The following is an 18,078-nucleotide window of genomic DNA, read 5'->3' on the forward strand; positions in this document are numbered from 1 at the left end:
TCTCCGCAAAAGGACTCAGTCCGTCTCCAGCGCGTGATGCGGGGCCGGCCGGAACACAGGGACACCCTCCCGGAACGCCACCTCCAGGTTCATCCCGATCCGCAGCGCCGCCTCCTCGCACTCGACCACCTCGGTCATCATCCGGGGGCCCTCCGCCAGGTCGACGACGGCGGCGACGTACGGCACGCGCCCGCCGAACGGCGGCAGGTCGTTGCGGTGCACGACGGACCAGGTGTAGAGCGTGGCGCCTCCGCTCGCGGGGCGCCAGCTCACGTCCTCGCTCCAGCAGTGCGGACAGAACTCCCGGGGGTAGTGGTGAACACGGTCGCAGGCCGCGCAGTGCCTGATCAACAGCCGCCCCTCGGCCGCCGCGTCCCAGTACGGCCGAGTGAAGGCATCCACCTCGGGCACGTCGAACCCGCCGCCGGAGCCCCCCGCTCCCACGGAACCTGTCGCACTCACGGAACCGGCGGCACTCACCGAACCGGTCGCACCCGCCGAACCGCTCGCACTCACCGAACCGGTCGCACCCGCGGAACGCGCCGCGCCCGCCGCTCCCCCGCCCCGCACGGTCCCGCTCACTGGAAGAGCCCCAGCGCGTTGTCCAGGGACCATGTCTGCCAGGACATCGCGAACAGGCCGACGGCCGAGACCAGCGCCATCATCGCGTTCTGCCCCTGTTCCGCCCAGTCGTGGATCATGAGCGTGAAGTAGAGGACGTTGAGGAGCAGGCCCGCGACCAGGGCGACGGGTGTCAGCAGTCCGGCCACCAGTCCGAGGCCGAGGGCCAGCTCCGCGTAGACGACGACGTAGGCCATCGTCCGCGGGCGCGGTGCGACAATCGCGTCGAAACCGGACCGTACGGCGTTCCACCGGTGCTTGGACGCGACATCCGCCGCCCACGCGATCCCGGTCCCGCGCTCGAACCAGCCCTTCTTGTCCTTGTGCCGCCAGCTCTCCAGCCACCACAGCCCGAGCCCGATACGGAGCACGGCCAGCCATTCCGCCCCGCCGAGCCAGATCGTGTCCATGGCCGAACCTCCCGCAGAGCCGCCGAATCTGACGGAACGTCAGTTTCGACTGCCCGGGGCGCCCGCGCAAGAGGCCGGCACCCGTCGGCGAGGAGTACGCGATCGGCACCGCGCCGACACCCTCCCGCTTCAGCCTTCACAAGGAGCGCGGGGAGCCGATCCCCCGCTCCCGCAAAAGGCGTACGCCAAGGTGCCCACCTGCGACGACAACGCGCTTTTCGCACACCATCGCCACACTGAAGTGATCTACGACACCAGTCGCACCCACCTTTCCCACAGTCGTGACCAGTTCGCAACCGATTCCGGTCTTGACCGAGACCTATCAAGCAAAGGCGTGATTACGCTCGCGCTATGGCCGACTCGACTGCTTCCACGACCCCCCGCACGGTGCCGTCCCACGAGGACCGCCCCGTGTACGTGATCGGGGGCGGCCCCGGGGGGCTCGCGGCCGCGTACGCGCTGCGCGCCCGGGGCGTACGAGCTGTCGTACTGGAGAAGTCGGACCAGGTCGGCGCGTCCTGGCGCGGCCACTACGACCGGCTGCACCTGCACACCACCCGGCGGCTGTCCGCGCTGCCGGGGCTGCCGATGCCGCGCTCGTTCGGGCGGTGGGTGTCGCGCGACAACGTGGTGCGCTATCTGGAGAAGTACGCCGAGCACCACGCGCTGGAGATCGTCACGGGCGTCGAGGTCTCGCGCATCGAGCCCGCCCCGGGCGGCGACGGCTGGCTGCTGCACGCCACCGGCGGCCGTGAGTTGACCGGCAGCGCGGTGGTCGTCGCGACCGGCTACAACCACACCCCGCGCGTCCCCGACTGGTCCGGCCGCGACACCTACACCGGCAAGCTGCTGCACGCCGGTGAGTACCGCAACCCCACCCCCTACGCGGGCCGTGACGTCCTCGTCGTCGGCGTCGGCAACACCGGCGCCGAGATCGCCGTGGACCTGATCGAGGGCGGCGCCTCGCGCGTACGGCTGTCCGTGCGCACCGCGCCGCACATCGTGCGCCGCTCGACGGCCGGCTGGGCCGCGCAGTTCACGGGCATCCTCGTACGGCGGCTGCCGGTGCGCCTCGTGGACGGGCTGGCCGGGCCGATGGCGAAGCTGAGCGTGCCCGACCTGGCGGCGCAGGGTCTGCCCCGCCCCGGCACCGGGCTCTACTCCCGCGTCAACGAGGGCTCCATCCCCGTCCAGGACGTCGGTCTCATCGACGCCGTCCGCAAGGGGAAGGTCGAGATCGTGGCCGCGGTGGAGGGTTTCGAGGACGACAAGGCCGTCCTCGCCGACGGGAGCCGGATCGACCCGGACGTGGTGATCGCCGCGACGGGATACCTGCGAGCCCTGGAAGGCGTGGTCGGACACCTCGACGTGCTCGACGGTCGCGGGCACCCGGTCGTGCACGGCGGACACACCCCGAAGAACGCGCCCGGCCTGTACTTCACCGGCTTCACCAACCCCATCAGCGGCATGTTCCGCGAACTCGCCCTGGACGCCGAGAAGATCGCGAAGGCGGTCGCCCGGCACGCCTCCAAGACCGAGGCCAAGTCGGCCACGCGCTGACACACCCACCACCCGCCGACCCCGAAGTCCGGCCGGGGGCCTGGACCTGTTCGACCTGACGCACCGGCTCGACCAGCCCGCACCGGTCCTCATGCGCATCGACACCGCCGCGCCGCGCACCCAGGCCCGCGCCGGCACCATGGCCCCGCTGCTGCGCGGCCTGGCGCCCACCCGGCCGACACGCCTACCGCCCGCCGACACGCCGCACCGGGCCGACGCAGTCACCGCCCGCACGCACGCCCACCGGGCCGAGACAGCCACCATCCGCGGGCACGACCACCCGACCGACGGGCCCACCACCCGCCGGCACACTCACCGGCGACGACACCCAGGCGTGCCCTTTCCGGCGCGCCCATCCCGGTATGCCCGCAGCCGACCGTCACGTCGCCGCACGGCGTCGGGTTCCCCGGCGGCGCGTGGCGGGTACATAGCTGGAGCCCGCCGCGCATACTCGCGCGCCCCGCGTCCGGCGCTCTCCCGTTCCACCTCCACAGCCTTTGCCTGCACAACGGTTCCTGACATGGCGTCAGTTAAGTAATCTGACACTGCGTCAGTTAAAAGTTGGCTGTCACACAGGAGCGGGCGGACCGATGCTTGGATCAACCCACGGCACCCTCACCACCGACTCCCGCCGGGCCCGGGTCATCGCCTGCGGCGAGCAGCCCTCGCCGGTCGTGCACGGACGGCCGGCCGAGGTCGACGACCTGGACGTCAGCGGTCGCCCGCTGTACGCCACCGTGCCCGATCTGGACCGCTTCTTCCGTCCCGAGTCCGTGGCCGTGATCGGCGCCTCGGACACCGAGGGTCGGCCGAACACGGGGATCACCCGGCAGCTGATCGGCTGGGCCGAGCGGGTCGGCGCCCGGCTGCACCCGGTGCATCCCACCCGTCGGTCCGTCTTCGGCCTGCCGTGTCTCCCTTCCGTCGCGGACCTGCCGGAGCAGGTGGATCTGGCCGTGCTCCTCGTCGGCGACCCCCTTCCGGTGATCGAGGAACTGGCCGAGGCCAAGGTCAAGTTCGCGGTCGCCTTCGCGTCCGGGTTCGCCGAGACCGGGGCCGAGGGCGCCGCCGCGCAGACCCGGCTCGCCGCCGCCGTGCGCGGCTCCGGTCTGCGGCTGCTCGGGCCCAACACCAACCTCAACGCCTTCGAGAACTTCCGCGACGACCTCGACGGCCCCGCGGTCGCCCTCATCACCCAGTCCGGCCACCAGGGACGGCCGGTGTTCGCGATGCAGCAGCTGGGCGTCCGCCTCTCCCACTGGGCGCCCACCGGCAACGAGGCCGACCTGGAGACCGCGGACTTCATCTCCTACTTCTCCGAACGGCCCGAGGTCGGCGCCATCGCCTGCTATGTCGAGGGGCTCAAGGACGGCCGCTCCTTCCTGCTCGCCGCCGACCGCGCCGCCCGGCGCGGAGTGCCCGTCGTCGCGGTCAAGGTCGGCCGCACCGAGACCGGCGCCCGCACCGCCGCGTCACACACCGGCAAGCTGACCGGCGCCGACACCGTGGTGGACGCGGCGATGCGGCAGTTCGGCGTGATCCGCGTCGATGGGCTCGACGAACTCCAGGACACGGCGGCCCTGTTGGCGCGGGCCCGCGCCCCGCAGGCCGACGGGGTCGTCGTCTATTCGATCTCGGGCGGCACGGGCGCGCACTTCGCCGACCTGGCGAGCGAGGCCGGGCTGGACCTGCCGGTTCTCTCGGACGCCAAACAGGCCGAGCTGCACACCTGGATACCCGACTACCTGAACGTCGCCAACCCGGTCGACAACGGCGGTCACCCGGTCGGCGACTGGCGCGGCCGGAAGATCATCGACGCGATCCTCGCCGACCCCGCCGTCGGCGTACTGATCTGCCCGATCACCGGGCCGTTCCCGCCCATGAGCGACAAGCTGGCGCAGGACCTGGTGGACGCGGCGGAACAGACGGACAAGCTGGTCTGCGTGGTGTGGGGATCGCCGGTCGGCACCGAGGCGGCCTACCGCGAGACGCTGCTCGGGTCGTCCCGGGTCGCCACCTTCCGTACGTTCGCCAACTGCATCACCGCCGTCCGCGCCCACCTCGACCACGCGCGCTTCACCGCCGCCTACCGCTCCCCCTTCGACGAGGCCCCGCGCACCCCGTCGCCCTCCTTCCGCAAGGCACAGGCCCTGATGCGCCCGGGTCAGCAGCTGAGCGAACACGCGGCCAAGCAGCTGCTGCGCGCGTACGGGATCCGCGTACCGCGCGAGCAGCTGGTGACCAGCGCGGCGGCGGCCGTGCGGGCGGCGAGCCAGGTCGGCTACCCGGTGGTCATGAAGGCCTCCGGCGCCCAGATCGCCCACAAGACCGAACTCGGCCTGGTCAAGATCGGGTTGACCTCCGCCAGCCAGGTCCGCGACGGCTATCGCGAGCTGACCGACATCGCCCGCTACGAGGGCGTCTCCCTCGACGGCGTCCTCGTCTGCCAGATGGTCGAGCGGGGCGTCGAGATGGTCGTCGGCGTCACACACGACCAGCTCTTCGGGCCGACCGTGACCGTCGGGCTCGGCGGGGTCCTCGTCGAGGTGCTGCGCGACGTCGCCGTACGCGTGCCGCCGTTCGGCGACGACCAGGCGCGGGCCATGCTGTCCGAGCTGCGGGGGCGGGCGCTCCTCGACGGGGTGCGCGGGGCTCCGCCGGTGGATGTGGACGCGCTGGTCGAGGTCGTGATCCGGGTCCAGCGCATGGCGCTCGAACTCGGGGACGACATCTCGGAGCTGGACATCAATCCGCTGATGGTGCTGCCACGCGGACAGGGGGCGGTGGCCCTGGACGCACTGGTGATGTGCCGCTGATCCAACGCCCACACCGGCTCCGGCCTCGGCTCCGCCGCCCCGGCTCCGTCCGGCTCCGGCTCCGCCTTCGGCTTCGGACTCGGCTTCGGGACGGTCGCGCGCGCCGGCCCGTCGCCACGCACCGGCCCGTCGCCACGCACGGGCCCGCCGGCGCGTTCCCACGCGCCGACACGCGCCGACCAGGCCATGCGCGCCGCTCGGCGGACCCGTCCGCGACCCCCGTACGAAACGGAGCACCCTCATGACCGACTCCCCCCGTGCGTCCCGTGAAGCTCCCGAATCTCATGAAACAGCCACATCCCATGAAACAGCCGAAAAGTCCCTCGACTCATTGATACGTCACGCCACTGACAATGCGGTCTCGTGGATCACCCTCGACCGGCCCGAGGCGATGAACGCGCTCACCTGGGACCAGCGGGAACGCGTGATCGAGCTGCTCGCGGCGGCGTCCGCCGACCCCGGCGTGCGGGCCGTGGTCATCACGGCGACGGGGCGCGGGTTCTGCGCGGGAGCGGATCTACGGGGCGGTCCGCCCGCCGGGGAGCGGGTGCCCGGCGATGTCGCCCGCACCATCCGGCTGGGCGCACAGCGTCTGATCGCCGCCGTCCTCGACTGCGAGAAACCGGTGATCGCGGCGGTCAACGGCACGGCGGCCGGGATCGGCGCGCACCTCGCCTTCGCGTGCGACCTCGTCCTGGCGGCCGAACCGGCCCGGTTCATAGAGGTGTTCGTGCGCCGCGGTCTCGTACCGGACGGCGGCGGGGCCTACCTCCTGACCCGGCTTGTCGGTCCGCAGCGGGCCAAGGAGCTGATGTTCTTCGGCGACGCGCTGAGCGCCGCGGACGCCGAGCGGATCGGGCTCGTCAACAGGGTCGTACCGCCGGAGGAATTGGAGAAGACGGCGCGTAAGTGGTCCGAGCGGCTCGCCGCCGGGCCCACCCGGACCCTCGCCCTCACCAAACAGCTGGTCAACGCCTCCCTCGACACCGACCGCGGCAGCGCCTTCGCGGCGGAGGCGGCGGCGCAGGAGATCAACATGACGACGGTGGACGCCAACGAGGGTGTGGCGAGCTTCGTGGAGCGGCGGAGTCCCCGCTACAAGGGCCGCTGACCTGACGCGGCCGGGCAGCACCAAGGCCCGACCGCGCGAAGAGGAGCGCCGGCCCGCGCTGAAGCAGGGGCGGCCCGTACGGAGGCAGGCTCGGCCCGCACTGACGCAGGGTCGGCCCGCGCGAAGAGAGCACCCGCCCGCACGGAGACAAGGCGGCCCGCACAGAAGCAGGGTCGGCCCGCGCGAAGAGAGCACCCGCCCGCACGGAGACAGGGCGGCCCGCACGGAAGCAGGGTCGGCCCGTGCTGGAGCAGCGCCCGCCCGTTCAGCTCTGTTTCAGTATGCGTAGGTCGCCCGCGTCGGGGTCGCCGAAGAGGACGAACAGTTCCGGGTGCGCCGCGGTGCCGCCGATCGTCCAGTACGTGTCGTGGCCGCAGTCGTCGACGCGGACGACGACACCGTCCCGCCGCTCGGAAATGGGCCCGTCGACGTACGGGTCGTAGCGGCCGCCGGTGTCGAGGAACCACGTGCCGGTGCCGTCGCAGCGCGTGAACTCCTCGGTGGCCACGTCCCCGAACTCGGGCTGGGCGGGCAGCGCCGCGAGCTCGGCCCGGCCGCCGGCGCGCAGCCGCAGCACGGCCCCGTGATCACCGTGCCAGACGCCGGTGAGCTGGTCCGCCCCGAGTTTCGGAGGCTCGTACTCCTGGACGAGTCCGGTGGCCAGGCCCACCGTGCCCGCCGCGACGACCAGTCCGCACCCCCCGAGGGCCGCGAGCGCCGAGCGGAGCCAGATGCGCCGGCCGGCCGGCGGACGTCCGGTGACACGCTCGCGCCACCGCATCCGGGCGACACCCAGTGCGGGCGGGACACCGGACACCGCGATCAGCAGGGCCGTGGTGCCGGTGGGTGCGAGGCCGAAGAGTGCGACCGCGAGCGCGGCCCACAGCGTGCCGAGCGCCGGCACGAGGGCCGGATGCCAGACACCCTCGGAACCGGGTGCGCGACGGGTCACCAGCCGGGCGAGCGTGGCCGCCGGCATCGTGAACGTCACCGCGTGCAGCAGTCCCAGAAGGCCGAGCAGGGGCGGCCCGAAGACCAGCAGGCACAGCACCCCGACGGCGGCGAATCCACCTCCCAGCCCCGCGCCGTGGTCGTCGTCGTCGAACGTCCCGACCCACCAGACGGTGACCGCGACCGCGAACTGCGCCGCACAGATCGCCGCGGCGAGGTTCACCTCCACAAGCGTCCATCCCGACCGGGGGCGCTGAGGCCTCCCGGAGTTTCCCGACCCCATGGGGCGAAAGATACGCGGGCGAGCCACGGTGCGCCGCAAGGGGTTCCGGGCCACCACTCGGGCACCCTTGCCGGGCCGCCGCCCCGACCTGTCGCGCTGCCGCGCTCCCGGCCTCGCGAACCCCTTCCCATCTGACACTCCGTCAGCTTCAATGGTCGGTGTGATGGGACACGCAGGGATGGCCGCCGCCGCCGTCCGCTACCTCAGGTCGGCCGGGGCCCCCACCGTCGCGGGGCCCGTCGAGGCGCTGCCGCGGCCGGATCTGCGGGCGGTCGGCGAGGACGAGCGGGCGCCGGTCGATCCGGCCCGATTCCGGCGGGTGCTGGGGCACTTCGCGACGGGCGTGACCGTGGTGACGGCACCGGCCACCGGCGCCGAGGACCCGGCGGGCCCGGCCGGCTTCGCCTGCCAGTCGTTCGCCTCGCTCTCCCTGGACCCTCCGCTGATCTGCTTCATGGTCGGCCGTACGTCGACGACCTGGCCGCGCATCGCCCGTTCCGGCGTCTTCTGCGTCAATGTTCTCGGCGCGCACCAGGGCGACTTGTGCCGCGGCTTCGCGGTGAGCGGCGCGGACAAGTTCGCCGGGGTGGTCTACGACGCCGCTCCGGTCTCCGGCTCCCCCCGCCTCGCGGGCACCGCGGCCTGGATCGACTGCACGATCCACGCGGTGCACACGGGCGGGGACCACCTGATCGTGGTGGGCCGGGTGGACGCGCTCGGCACGAGCGGCGACGGCGACGGTGACGAGGACGTGCCGCCGCTGCTCTTCCACAGGGGCCGGTTCCTCACCTGACGGGAGACGTCGGGCAGAGTGCGGACCGACCCGCCAGCGGCAGCGGACCGACCCCGCCAACCGGCAGCGGGTGACACCGCCACCGGGCAGCGGGCGACACCGTCACGCGGCAGCGGGCGACAGCGCCACGGTCAGCGGAGCCGTCGGCCGGTGGCGCCGGATGACCAGGGCCATCAGCGCGGCCGCCGCGCACAGGGCGCCCGAGGCGTACCAGACCACGTCGTACGAGCCGAAAGTGTCGCGCGCGACGCCGCCGAGGAAGGCGACGAGGGCGGCGCCGACCTGGTGGGAGGCGAGGACCCAGCCGAAGACGATGGCGCTGTCCTCGCCGTACTGCTCACGGCACAGGGCCAGGGTGGGCGGGACGGTGGCGACCCAGTCGAGGCCGTAGAAGACGATGAAGAAGATCATCGGCGGGTGCACGGTCGCGGCGAGGAGCATCGGGAGGAACAGCAGCGAGATGCCGCGCAGGGCGTAGTACACCGCCAGCAGACGGCGCGGCTCGAAACGGTCGGTGAACCAGCCCGAGGCGACCGTGCCGACCACGTCGAAGACGCCGATCACGGCCAGGAGTGAGGCGGCCGCGGTGACGGGCATGCCGTGGTCGTGGGCCGCGGGCACGAAGTGCGTCTGGACCAGGCCGTTCGTCGAGGCGCCACAGATCGCGAACGTTCCGGCCAGCAGCCAGAAGGGACCCGTGCGGACGGCGGAGAGCAGCACGGTCACCGCACGCCGGGCGGCGCCCCGCACCGGCTCGGGCTTCGGCACGAACTCCGTTGCCCCGTACGGCTTCTGGCCCACGTCGGCCGGGTGGTCGCGCAGCAGCAGCCAGACGAAGGGGACGACCGCGAGGGCGGCGAGGGACACGGTCACCGCGGCCGGCCGCCAGCTGTGCTCCGTGACGATCCAGGACAGCAGCGGCAGGAAGATCAGCTGGCCCGAGGCCGAGGCCGCCGTCAGGATGCCCGTCACCAGGCCCTTGCGCTCGGTGAACCAGCGGTTGGTGACCGTCGCCGCGAAGGCGAGCGCCATCGAACCGGAGCCCAGGCCCACCAACAGGCCCCAGCAGAGAAGCAGTTGCCAGGCCGCGGTCATCCACACCGTCAGCCCCGAGCCGAGCGCGATCACGGTCAGGGCGACCGCCACCACGCGCCGGATGCCGAAGCGGTCCATGAGCGCCGCCGCGAACGGTGCTGTGAGTCCGTACAGCGCGAGGTTGAGCGAGACCGCCGCGCTGATCGTGCCGCGCGACCAGTGGAACTCCTGGTGCAGCGGGTCGATCAGCAGTCCGGGCAGCGACCGGAAGGCCGCCGCGCCGATGATCGTCACGAAGGTGACGGCGGCGACGAACCAGGCGCGGTGGATGCGGTGCCGGGCTGCGGGTCGGGTGGGCCGGGAGTCCTCGGGGGCCGGGGCGGCTTCGGTTGTCTGGGTCACGCCATAGAGCTTCGGGGAACGGACCTCGCCGAACCACTGGCCCGAAGGACAGCGTTCGCTAGGATCGGGCCATGGCCCCTTCGGATTCGTTCCGTCCGCACCGCGTCGTCGTCCTCGCCCTCGACGGACTGCTCCCCTTCGAGCTGGGCATTCCGCAGCGCATCTTCGGCAAGGCGCGGGACACCGACGGTCGGTCGCTGTACGAGGTCGTCACCTGCTCGGTGCGGCCGCCCGGCCCCGTCGAGACGGACGCCGACTTCGCCGTCCTCGTCGCCAACGGACCAGAGGCGCTGGCCACCGCCGACACCGTCGTCGTCCCGGCCTCGTACGAACTCGGCCCCGTCCAGCAGGAAGGCATACTGACCCCCGAGCTGGCCGCCGCCCTCGCGCACATCCGCCCCGGCACCCGCCTGGTCTCCATCTGCACCGGCAGCTACATCCTCGCCGCCGCCGGATATCTCGACGGCCGCCCGGCCACCACGCACTGGATGCACGCCGAGCACTTCCAGCAGCTCTTCCCGCAGATCCAGGTCGACGCGGACGTGCTCTTCATCGACGACGGCGACGTCCTCACCTCCGCCGGGGTCGCGGCCGGGATCGACCTGTGCCTGCATCTCGTACGCCGCGACCACGGCGCCGCCGTCGCCAACGAGGTCGCCCGCCGCACCGTCGTACCGCCGCACCGCGACGGCGGGCAGGCGCAGTACATCCAGCGCCCCGTGCCGGAGGCGCAGTCGGCCGGCACGACCGCCGCCCGCGCCTGGGCGCTCGGCCGCCTCCACGAGCCGATCCAGCTGCGCGACATGGCCGAGCAGGAGTCCATGTCGGTGCGCACCTTCACCCGGCGCTTCCGCGAGGAGGTCGGCGTCAGCCCCGGCCAGTGGCTCACCCGGCAACGCGTCGAACACGCCCGCCATCTGCTGGAGTCCAGCGACCTGTCCATCGACCACGTGGCCCGCGACGCCGGATTCGGCACGGCCCAGTCGATGCGCCAGCACCTGCAGGCGACCCTGGGCGTCACCCCGACCACCTACCGGCGCACCTTCAGGTCGGGAACCGGGGCCGACGCGGCCGACGGCGGGAACTCCCGCGCCTCAGCCGGGATGTGACGTTCCGGGATCCGCCCTAGAACGTCAGCACCGCCCGCGCCACCTTCCCCGCGTGCGCGTCCTCGGCGGCCCTGTCGAAATCCTCGATCGGGTACGTCGCCGTCACCAACTCGTCCAGGAGCAACCGGCCTTCGCGGTACAGCTCGGCGTACAGGGCGATGTCCCGCTGGGGACGGGACGAGCCGTAGCGGCAGCCGAGAATGGACTTGTCGAGGTACATCGAGGAGACGAGGAAGGACGCCTCGGCCGTCGCCGGGGGGACGCCGAGGAGGATCGCCTGGCCGTGCCGGTCGAGCAGGTCGACTGCCTGACGGATGAGTTCGACGCGTCCGACGCACTCGAAGGCGTGCTGGGCGCCGGTGGGGAGGATGTCCTTCACCCCGTCCGTCGAGGTCAGGAAGTGCGTCGCGCCGAACTGGCGGGCCACGGCCTCCTTGGCCGGATTGGAGTCGACGGCGACGATCCGCAGGGCGCCGGCGAGCCGCGCGCCCTGGATGACGTTGAGGCCGATGCCGCCCGTGCCGATGACGAGGACGGTGTCGCCCCGGTCGACCCGGGCCCGGTTCAGGACCGCTCCGACGCCCGTGAGGACCCCGCAGCCGATCAGCGCGGCGGACGTCAGCGGGATGTCCTTCGGGATCCGGACCGCCTGCACGGCCTTCACCACCGTGTGTTCCGCGAAGGCCGAGTTGGCGGCGAACTGGTAGAGCGGCTCCCCGGACCGCGCGAACGGCCGCTGCGGCATGCCGATCGCCTTGCGGCACATCGTGGGCCGCCCCCGGTCGCACTCGGCGCAGGTACCGCAGTTGGCGAGGGTGGACAACGCCACATGGTCGCCGGGCTCGACATGGGTGACACCCGAGCCCACGGCCTCCACCACGCCGGCGCCCTCATGGCCGAGAACCACAGGAACAGGGAAGGGTATGGTCCCGTCCACCACGGAGAGATCGCTGTGGCAGAGCCCCGCCGCGGAGATCGCCACCCTGACCTCTCCGGGGCCCGGGTCCCGTATCTCCAGATCGTCCACGACCTGGGTCCGCTTCCCGTCGAAGATCACGCCTCGCATCGCGCCAGCTCCCCTCTTCCCGGGCCACCCCGGGCTGTTCCTGGACCGTTCCTGGGCCGTGCCGGGGCGGGTCGTGGCTAGCCCCGGGGCTCTTTCGGCAGGCCGAGCGTGCGCTCGGCGATGATCGTGCGCTGGATCTCGTCCGAGCCGCCGTAGATCGTGTCGGCCCGGCTGAAGAGGAACAGGTGCTGGGCGGCGTCCAGTTCGTACGGCAGCGCAGCAGACCAGTCCGCCGGGCCCACCGCCGCTCCGGGCCCCCGCACCTGCACCGCCAGCTCGCCCAGCCGCCGATGCCAGTCGCCCCACAGCAACTTCGCCGCACTCGGCGCCCCCGCGCCTCCGGGGCTCCCCGAACCGCCCAGCGTGCGAAGGGCGTTCCACCGCATCGTGCGCAACTCGGCCCACAGCCGCACGAGTCGGTCGCGTACGACGGGATCCGTGGCCGCCCCCGTCGCGACGGCCGTCCGCAGCACGCGCCCCAGCTCCTCCGCGAACCCGATCTGCTGGGCGAGCGTGGAGACCCCGCGCTCGAATCCGAGCAGGCTCATGGCGACCCGCCAGCCGTTCCCCTCGCCACCGACCACATGCTCGGCCCGTGCCACCGCCCCGTCGAAGAACACCTCGTTGAACTCGCTCGTGCCGGTCAACTGACGGATCGGACGGACCTCGACGCGACCCGGCTGGTCCATGGGGACGAGGAGGAAGGACAGGCCGTGGTGACGGGTGGACCCCGGCTCCGTACGGGCGAGCACGAAGCACCAGTCCGCCTCGTGGGCGAGCGAGGTCCAGACCTTCTGCCCCGTGACCCGGAACGCCTCCGCCGGAACGGCCCCCGAGTCCCGTACGGCGGTCGTCCGGACGCCCGCCAGGTCCGAGCCCGCGCCGGGTTCGCTGTATCCCTGGCACCACAGCTCCCGGCCCTGGGCGATCGGCGGCAGGAAGCGTCGTTTCTGTTTCGGCGTCCCGTGCGCGATGAGCGTGGGCGCCAGCAGGTTCTCGCCGATGTGCCCGGACCGGGCCGGCGCCTTCGAGCGCGCGTACTCCTCGGCCCACACGACCTGTCGGGTCAGTTCCGCGCGCCGGTTCCCGTACCCGTCCTCGTCCCAGCCGAGTCCGATCCAGCCGCCCCTCCCGAGTCCCCGCTCCCAGTCGCGGCGCGCGGGCGTGCCGGCGGCCAGGTGCTCCTCCAGCCAGGCCCGCGCCTCGCGCCGGAAGACCTCGTCCTGCGGACCGAATGCGAAATCCACGCGCTCTCCTCCCACCGGACCCGACGACGGACTCACGAGACGAAGTCACACAGCGGACTCACGCGTTGGGGCGCGTCCGCTCCGCCGCCGCCCGCGCCATCGCCTCCAGTTGTTCCAGCAACGGCATCGGATCGACGCCGACGGTCCCGGGCAGGAAGTCGGCGATCTTCTCCGGGGTCCAGGCGCCCTCGGCGTATCCGGCGCGCAGTTCGCGGGGCTGGGCCCATACGGCGATCTTGGGTCCGGCGATCGTGTAGACCTGCCCGGTGATGCGTTCCTCGCGGGCCCGGTCCGACAGCAGGTAGACCACGAGGGCGGCCACGTCCTCCGGTTCGCCGATCTCCTTCAGCTCCATCGGGACGTTCGCCGACATGCGGGTACGGGCGACGGGCGCGACGGCGTTCGCGGTGACTCCGTACTTGTGCAGTCCGAGGGCCGCGCTGCGCACCAGCGAGATGATTCCGCCCTTCGCCGCGCTGTAATTGGCCTGGGCGACCGAGCCCTGGTGGTTGCCGCTGGTGAAACCGATCAGCGTGCCCGAGCCCTGTTTGCGCATCACCGCCGAGGCGGCCCGGAAGAGCGTGAACGTGCCCTTGAGGTGGGTGGCGACCACCGGGTCCCACTCCTGTTCGGACATGTTGAAGAGCATCCGTTCGCGCAGGATTCCGGCCACGCACACCACGCCGTCGATCCGCCCGTACGACGCGAGCGCGGTGTCGACGACGTGCTGCCCGCCCGTCATCGTCGAGATGTCGTCGGCCACCGCGACCGCTTCCCCGCCGGCCGCCTCGATCTCCTTGACGACGGTGTCCGCGACCGAACTCGTGGGCTCGGCGCCCTCGACGGACACGCCGTAGTCGTTGACGACGACGCGCGCGCCCTCGGCCGCCGCGGCGAGGGCGACCGCCCGGCCTATCCCCCGCCCCGCGCCCGTGACGGCGATGACCTTGCCCGCCAAGAAGTTCCCCACACCCGGCCCCTTCCCGCAGTTTCTGACGGTCCGTTAGATTCAACTCGGATTCTACGACCCGTCAGATACCTGGAGGCAAGCCCCCGGGGAGGACTCATGTCAGGGCCGACGCTTCATCCGGAGTTCCACGAGATCGCCAAACGCGTGAACAACTGGGGGCGCTGGGGGGCCGACGACGAGATCGGGACGCTGAACCTCATCACCGACGAGGTGGTCCGGGAAGCCGCCGCGGCCGTGCGGACCGGGCGCCGCGTACCGCTCGCCCTCCCGCTCCAGCAGGACGGCGTGCAGACCGGCATGATCCCGGGGCGGGTCAACCCGCTGCACGCGATGGTGCAGATCAACCAGGAGATCTTCGGCCCCGGCACGGTGGCCTGCAGCGACGACGCCGTGACCATGGGCCTCCAGGCGGGCACCCACTGGGACGCGCTGACCCACGTCTCGCACTCCGGCAAGCTCTACAACGGCCGCCCCGCCTCCACCGTCACCCCGCACGGCGGCGCCGAGTTCGGCGGGATCGACAAACCGCGGCACATCGTCTCGCGCGGTGTCCTGCTCGACGTGGCGCGGGCGCGCGGCGAACACCGGCTTGCCGGCGGGCACGCGGTCACCCCCGAAGATCTGGAGGCGGCCGAGGAGTTGGCGGGCACGCGGGTCCGGGCAGGCGACATCGTGCTCGTACGGACAGGGCAGATCCAGGTGTACCTGGCGGGCGACAAGCACGGGTACGGGTATCCGTCGCCGGGCCTGTCGGTGCGCACCCCGGAGTGGTTCCACGCGCGCGATGTCGCGGCGGTCGCCAACGACACCCTGACGTTCGAGATCTTCCCGCCCGAGATCGAGGACCTGTGGCTGCCCGTACATGCACTCGATCTGGTCGAAATGGGGATGTTGCAGGGCCAGAACTGGAATCTCGAAGAGTTGTCCACAGCCTGTGGACAAGAAGGCCGCTACGCGTTCCTTCTGTCGGCGATGCCGGAACCCTTCGTCGGGGGTACCGGCACACCCGTGGCGCCCGTGGCGGTTCTCTAGGGGTCCGTTCGCGCGAGGGCCGAGTGGCGGCGCGCCTCCCCCACTCTCGACTGCGCCCGACCGGGAGGTCCCCCACCTCACCCCGGGCACGGCACCGCGCGCCGCCATCCGCCTCCGGCGTACCCGCCCTGCCCCCCTGGCCGCGGGGGAGCCGACGCCGAATCGCGACTCGCACTCGCCGAGGGCCCCCGTCACCGGAACCCTCGTCGTCCCCTCGCGGCGAATCGCTGAACACAAGCGTGATCAAACGGACACGCCACGTCAACACCCGCTCGGGGATTTATGGCGTTACGCCCTATTTAAGACAGCGCGTACGGAAGCACGGCCCGGCGCATTCGGCCACTACCGCGGCCGTGTACAGAGGTTTCGTGCATACATGCACAAAACCGTGCGCCGCCGTCCACGGTCTGCCACACGGAAACCGGGCGGCCGGGCGATCCGCACGGCCGGGAACTCGAACGCGTCGCGCCGCGGAGGGCAGTAGGCGCCTGGCGCGCCACATGCACGGGAAGAGCTGCACCGCCTCGCACGAGGCGCGCGGGGAAGGCGGGATCACCTCGGTGACCGGATCGGACCGTACCGCCTCCCGGCATGGTCACGGGTGAGGCGGGATCGCCTCGCCGACCGGACCCGGTCGGCCCGCACGGCGCGCGCGGGAAGTGACCGCCGGACCGCCGCTAGACCGCCTCGTACGCGAAGCCGTCGGCCGCGTACGGGGCATCCGGCGAGACGCCCGAAGCGCAGCGGTCCACCTCGCACCAGATGCGTTTGCCGGCACCCTCGGGATTCCAGCCCCAGCGGTCCGCGAGGCCGTCGACGAGTTCCAGGCCGCGGCCGTTGGTCTCGTCGCCGTCGGCGTGCCGGGGCATCGGCGGACGGGTGCTGGAGTCGGCCACTTCGAGGCGCACGGTGGCCCCGCCCCCGCTGCCCGGCAGACAGAGGCGCAGCACGGCCGGACACCCGGTGTGCACCACGGCGTTCGTGACAAGCTCGGAGACGAGCAGGATCAGCGTCTCGGCGAGTGGTTCATCGGCTTCTATCCCGGACCCCGCGAGCCTCGAACGGGCCCACTGCCGGGCTCGCCCCACCTCTGCGGGGTCGGGCCGGATCTCCAGCTGCACTTGAAGCACCTGCACCGCTCACACCATCCGAACCGGCGGACACATCGCCTCGCGCCTCACAAGGGCCACGATCGTAGCCATTTTCTGCATGGCCAGAACAAGGATCACGGAACGTGATTCCCTTGCGAGACAGCATGGTTGACGTACAGTCACCCCAACAAGCGCTTCGGGCATATTCCAGCGCGAAGGAGTACGCGTGCGGCATACTGTGCGACGCTCGCCACGGGGAGTCGAACAGGCAGGTACGGGGGTCCGCCCTGCCTTGCGAACGGCGCGCATCGCCGGGTTCGGCGCGGCCTCGGGGGCAACACCGGGATGGCTCAGCCTCAGAACCACTCGCATCCCACACAAGGTACCGGAGCCCGGCGCCGACTCCAGGCCGTGACAAGTCACGCCTAGGACACAACCCGGTCTCAACGCTCCGTGATTCCGGTCTGCCACGATCCGCGACATCCGCCCACGTTCGTCCCGCAGCACCCCAGGACAGCGGCCCCTTACGCCGTCCCGGCCACCAAGTCGTCCGCCAGCTCCTCCTCGCTCTGTGTAGCGCCACCCGCACGATGTGTCCGTATCCAGGCCCTCTTCAGGTGCAGATGGACGTCGGACTCCCAGGTGAAGCCCATGCCGCCGAACACCTGGAGACAGTCGCGGGCGCCGCGCACGGCGGCGTCGTCCGCGAGCAGACGGGCCGCCGCGATGTCCACCGGGTCGGCGGTGACCGAGGCGGCATAGACGGCCGCGCGGGCCACCTCGACCCGTACGAGCATGCCCGCACACAGGTGCTGCACCGCCTGGAAGGCCCCGATCGGCTGCCCGAACTGCTCGCGCGTCCGGGCGTGTTGCACGGCCGCCTCACAGGTCCGGGCGGCGCTGCCGAGCTGCTCGGCGGCGGTGAGGAGCGACGCGAGCAGCGCGTCCCCGGCCCGCGGAGGCGCGGGACTGCCGAGCGCATCCGGCGCCGGGGAGCCACCGAACCCGTCCGGCACCAGCGGACCGCCGGGCCCGCCCGGTGTCCAGGGACCCCGGAGTGCGCCGCTCCCGGGCCGCGCGTCGGTGGCGGCGGGCAGCCGGTGCAGGGGGGTCAGCGGGTCCACCGAGGCCAGCGGTTCGGCTCCGGTGGCGTTCCCGCGGACGACGTCGGCCTCGGCCAGCCATTCCACGAGCCCTCCGTCGACGGACGTGACGACCACCTCTCCGGTGGCCGCCCCGGCCACGGCGCCCGCGGCGACATGCGTGGCGATCAGCGGGCCCGGCAGCAGGACCCGCCCCGCCTCCTCGAAGGCCAGCACCGCCTCCGGGAGACCCTGTCCGACGCCGCCCTCGGCCTCGGGCAGGCGCAGCGCGAAGAACCCCGCCGCACCGAGCTCGCGCCACAGCTCCCGGTCGAGGACACGCCCACGCTCCGGGTGCTTCCCGTCCGTCGTCCCGGCCCGCCCGTCCGCCCGGTCGACGGCCGCGCGCAGTGCCTCCCGCCCGAACCGGCCCTCCAGCAACTCCCTGATCCCCTGCCGCAGAGCCCTTTGATCATCCGTGAGTCGGAAGTCCATTTTC

General features: G+C 72.2%; 15 protein-coding genes. 6 read left to right on the forward strand and 9 right to left on the reverse strand.

Annotated features, from left to right (window positions below; genetic code table 11):
• Window positions 1-15 precede the first annotated feature (15 nt).
• Entirely contained in the window at window positions 16-462 is a 447-nt protein-coding gene (locus ACZ4N5_RS22440) for a Zn-ribbon domain-containing OB-fold protein (RefSeq protein WP_467758828.1), read from the reverse strand.
• Between the two features lie 116 nt (window positions 463-578).
• A complete protein-coding gene (locus tag ACZ4N5_RS22445; RefSeq protein ID WP_467758829.1) occupies window positions 579-1,031 on the reverse strand; it encodes a DoxX family protein in 453 nt (150 codons plus the stop codon).
• 351 nt (window positions 1,032-1,382) lie between these two features.
• Between ACZ4N5_RS22445 and ACZ4N5_RS22450 the strand changes: the two genes are divergently transcribed.
• The 3 genes from ACZ4N5_RS22450 (at window position 1,383) to ACZ4N5_RS22460 (ending at window position 6,518) form a co-directional block, all read left to right on the forward strand.
• Complete coding sequence (locus tag ACZ4N5_RS22450; protein ID WP_467758830.1) at window positions 1,383-2,591, forward strand: flavin-containing monooxygenase; 1,209 nt, start codon at window positions 1,383-1,385, stop codon at window positions 2,589-2,591.
• A 590-nt stretch (window positions 2,592-3,181) separates the two neighbouring features.
• Window positions 3,182-5,407 carry an acetate--CoA ligase family protein gene (locus ACZ4N5_RS22455; protein WP_467758831.1) on the forward strand — a complete coding sequence of 742 codons (2,226 nt, stop codon included), beginning with the start codon at window positions 3,182-3,184 and terminating at the stop codon, window positions 5,405-5,407.
• A gap of 241 nt (window positions 5,408-5,648) precedes the next feature.
• Entirely contained in the window at window positions 5,649-6,518 is an 870-nt protein-coding gene (locus ACZ4N5_RS22460; RefSeq protein WP_467758832.1) for an enoyl-CoA hydratase/isomerase family protein, read from the forward strand.
• 265 nt (window positions 6,519-6,783) lie between these two features.
• On the opposite strand, the gene ACZ4N5_RS22465 is transcribed toward ACZ4N5_RS22460, so the two are convergent.
• On the reverse strand, window positions 6,784-7,692 hold the full coding sequence (locus tag ACZ4N5_RS22465; protein WP_467758833.1) for a hypothetical protein: 909 nt from the start codon (window positions 7,690-7,692) through the stop codon (window positions 6,784-6,786).
• 223 nt (window positions 7,693-7,915) lie between these two features.
• On the opposite strand from ACZ4N5_RS22465, the gene ACZ4N5_RS22470 reads away from it, so the two are divergent.
• The gene (locus ACZ4N5_RS22470; protein ID WP_467758834.1) at window positions 7,916-8,545 is read left to right on the forward strand and encodes a flavin reductase family protein; all 630 of its coding nucleotides are present in this window, start codon (window positions 7,916-7,918) and stop codon (window positions 8,543-8,545) included.
• 102 nt (window positions 8,546-8,647) lie between these two features.
• On the opposite strand, the gene ACZ4N5_RS22475 is transcribed toward ACZ4N5_RS22470, so the two are convergent.
• Window positions 8,648-9,982, reverse strand: coding sequence for an MFS transporter (locus ACZ4N5_RS22475; protein ID WP_467758835.1), 1,335 nt, complete (start codon window positions 9,980-9,982; stop codon window positions 8,648-8,650).
• Between the two features lie 71 nt (window positions 9,983-10,053).
• Between ACZ4N5_RS22475 and ACZ4N5_RS22480 the strand changes: the two genes are divergently transcribed.
• The gene (locus tag ACZ4N5_RS22480) at window positions 10,054-11,091 is read left to right on the forward strand and encodes a GlxA family transcriptional regulator (RefSeq protein WP_467758836.1); all 1,038 of its coding nucleotides are present in this window, start codon (window positions 10,054-10,056) and stop codon (window positions 11,089-11,091) included.
• A gap of 16 nt (window positions 11,092-11,107) precedes the next feature.
• On the opposite strand, the gene ACZ4N5_RS22485 is transcribed toward ACZ4N5_RS22480, so the two are convergent.
• The 3 genes from ACZ4N5_RS22485 to ACZ4N5_RS22495 all read right to left on the reverse strand — a co-directional run bounded on the left by ACZ4N5_RS22485 (window position 11,108) and on the right by ACZ4N5_RS22495 (window position 14,374).
• Window positions 11,108-12,157: a Zn-dependent alcohol dehydrogenase gene (locus ACZ4N5_RS22485; RefSeq protein ID WP_467758837.1), complete on the reverse strand. Its 1,050-nt coding sequence runs from the start codon at window positions 12,155-12,157 to the stop codon at window positions 11,108-11,110.
• Window positions 12,158-12,234: 77 nt separating this feature from the next.
• Window positions 12,235-13,404, reverse strand: coding sequence for an acyl-CoA dehydrogenase family protein (locus ACZ4N5_RS22490; RefSeq protein ID WP_467758838.1), 1,170 nt, complete (start codon window positions 13,402-13,404; stop codon window positions 12,235-12,237).
• A gap of 58 nt (window positions 13,405-13,462) precedes the next feature.
• Entirely contained in the window at window positions 13,463-14,374 is a 912-nt protein-coding gene (locus ACZ4N5_RS22495; RefSeq protein ID WP_467758839.1) for an SDR family oxidoreductase, read from the reverse strand.
• 96 nt (window positions 14,375-14,470) lie between these two features.
• Here ACZ4N5_RS22495 and ACZ4N5_RS22500 point away from each other — a divergent pair, with 96 nt between their 5' ends.
• Entirely contained in the window at window positions 14,471-15,406 is a 936-nt protein-coding gene (locus tag ACZ4N5_RS22500) for a cyclase family protein (protein WP_467758840.1), read from the forward strand.
• A gap of 677 nt (window positions 15,407-16,083) precedes the next feature.
• On the opposite strand, the gene ACZ4N5_RS22505 is transcribed toward ACZ4N5_RS22500, so the two are convergent.
• Window positions 16,084-16,542 (reverse strand): ATP-binding protein, encoded by a 459-nt coding sequence (locus ACZ4N5_RS22505; protein ID WP_467758841.1) that lies wholly within the window; start codon window positions 16,540-16,542, stop codon window positions 16,084-16,086.
• 479 nt (window positions 16,543-17,021) lie between these two features.
• Entirely contained in the window at window positions 17,022-18,074 is a 1,053-nt protein-coding gene (locus tag ACZ4N5_RS22510) for an acyl-CoA dehydrogenase family protein (RefSeq protein WP_467758842.1), read from the reverse strand.
• Window positions 18,075-18,078: the final 4 nt, after the last annotated feature.

This window comes from Streptomyces sp. NPDC026500, from assembly GCF_055567635.1.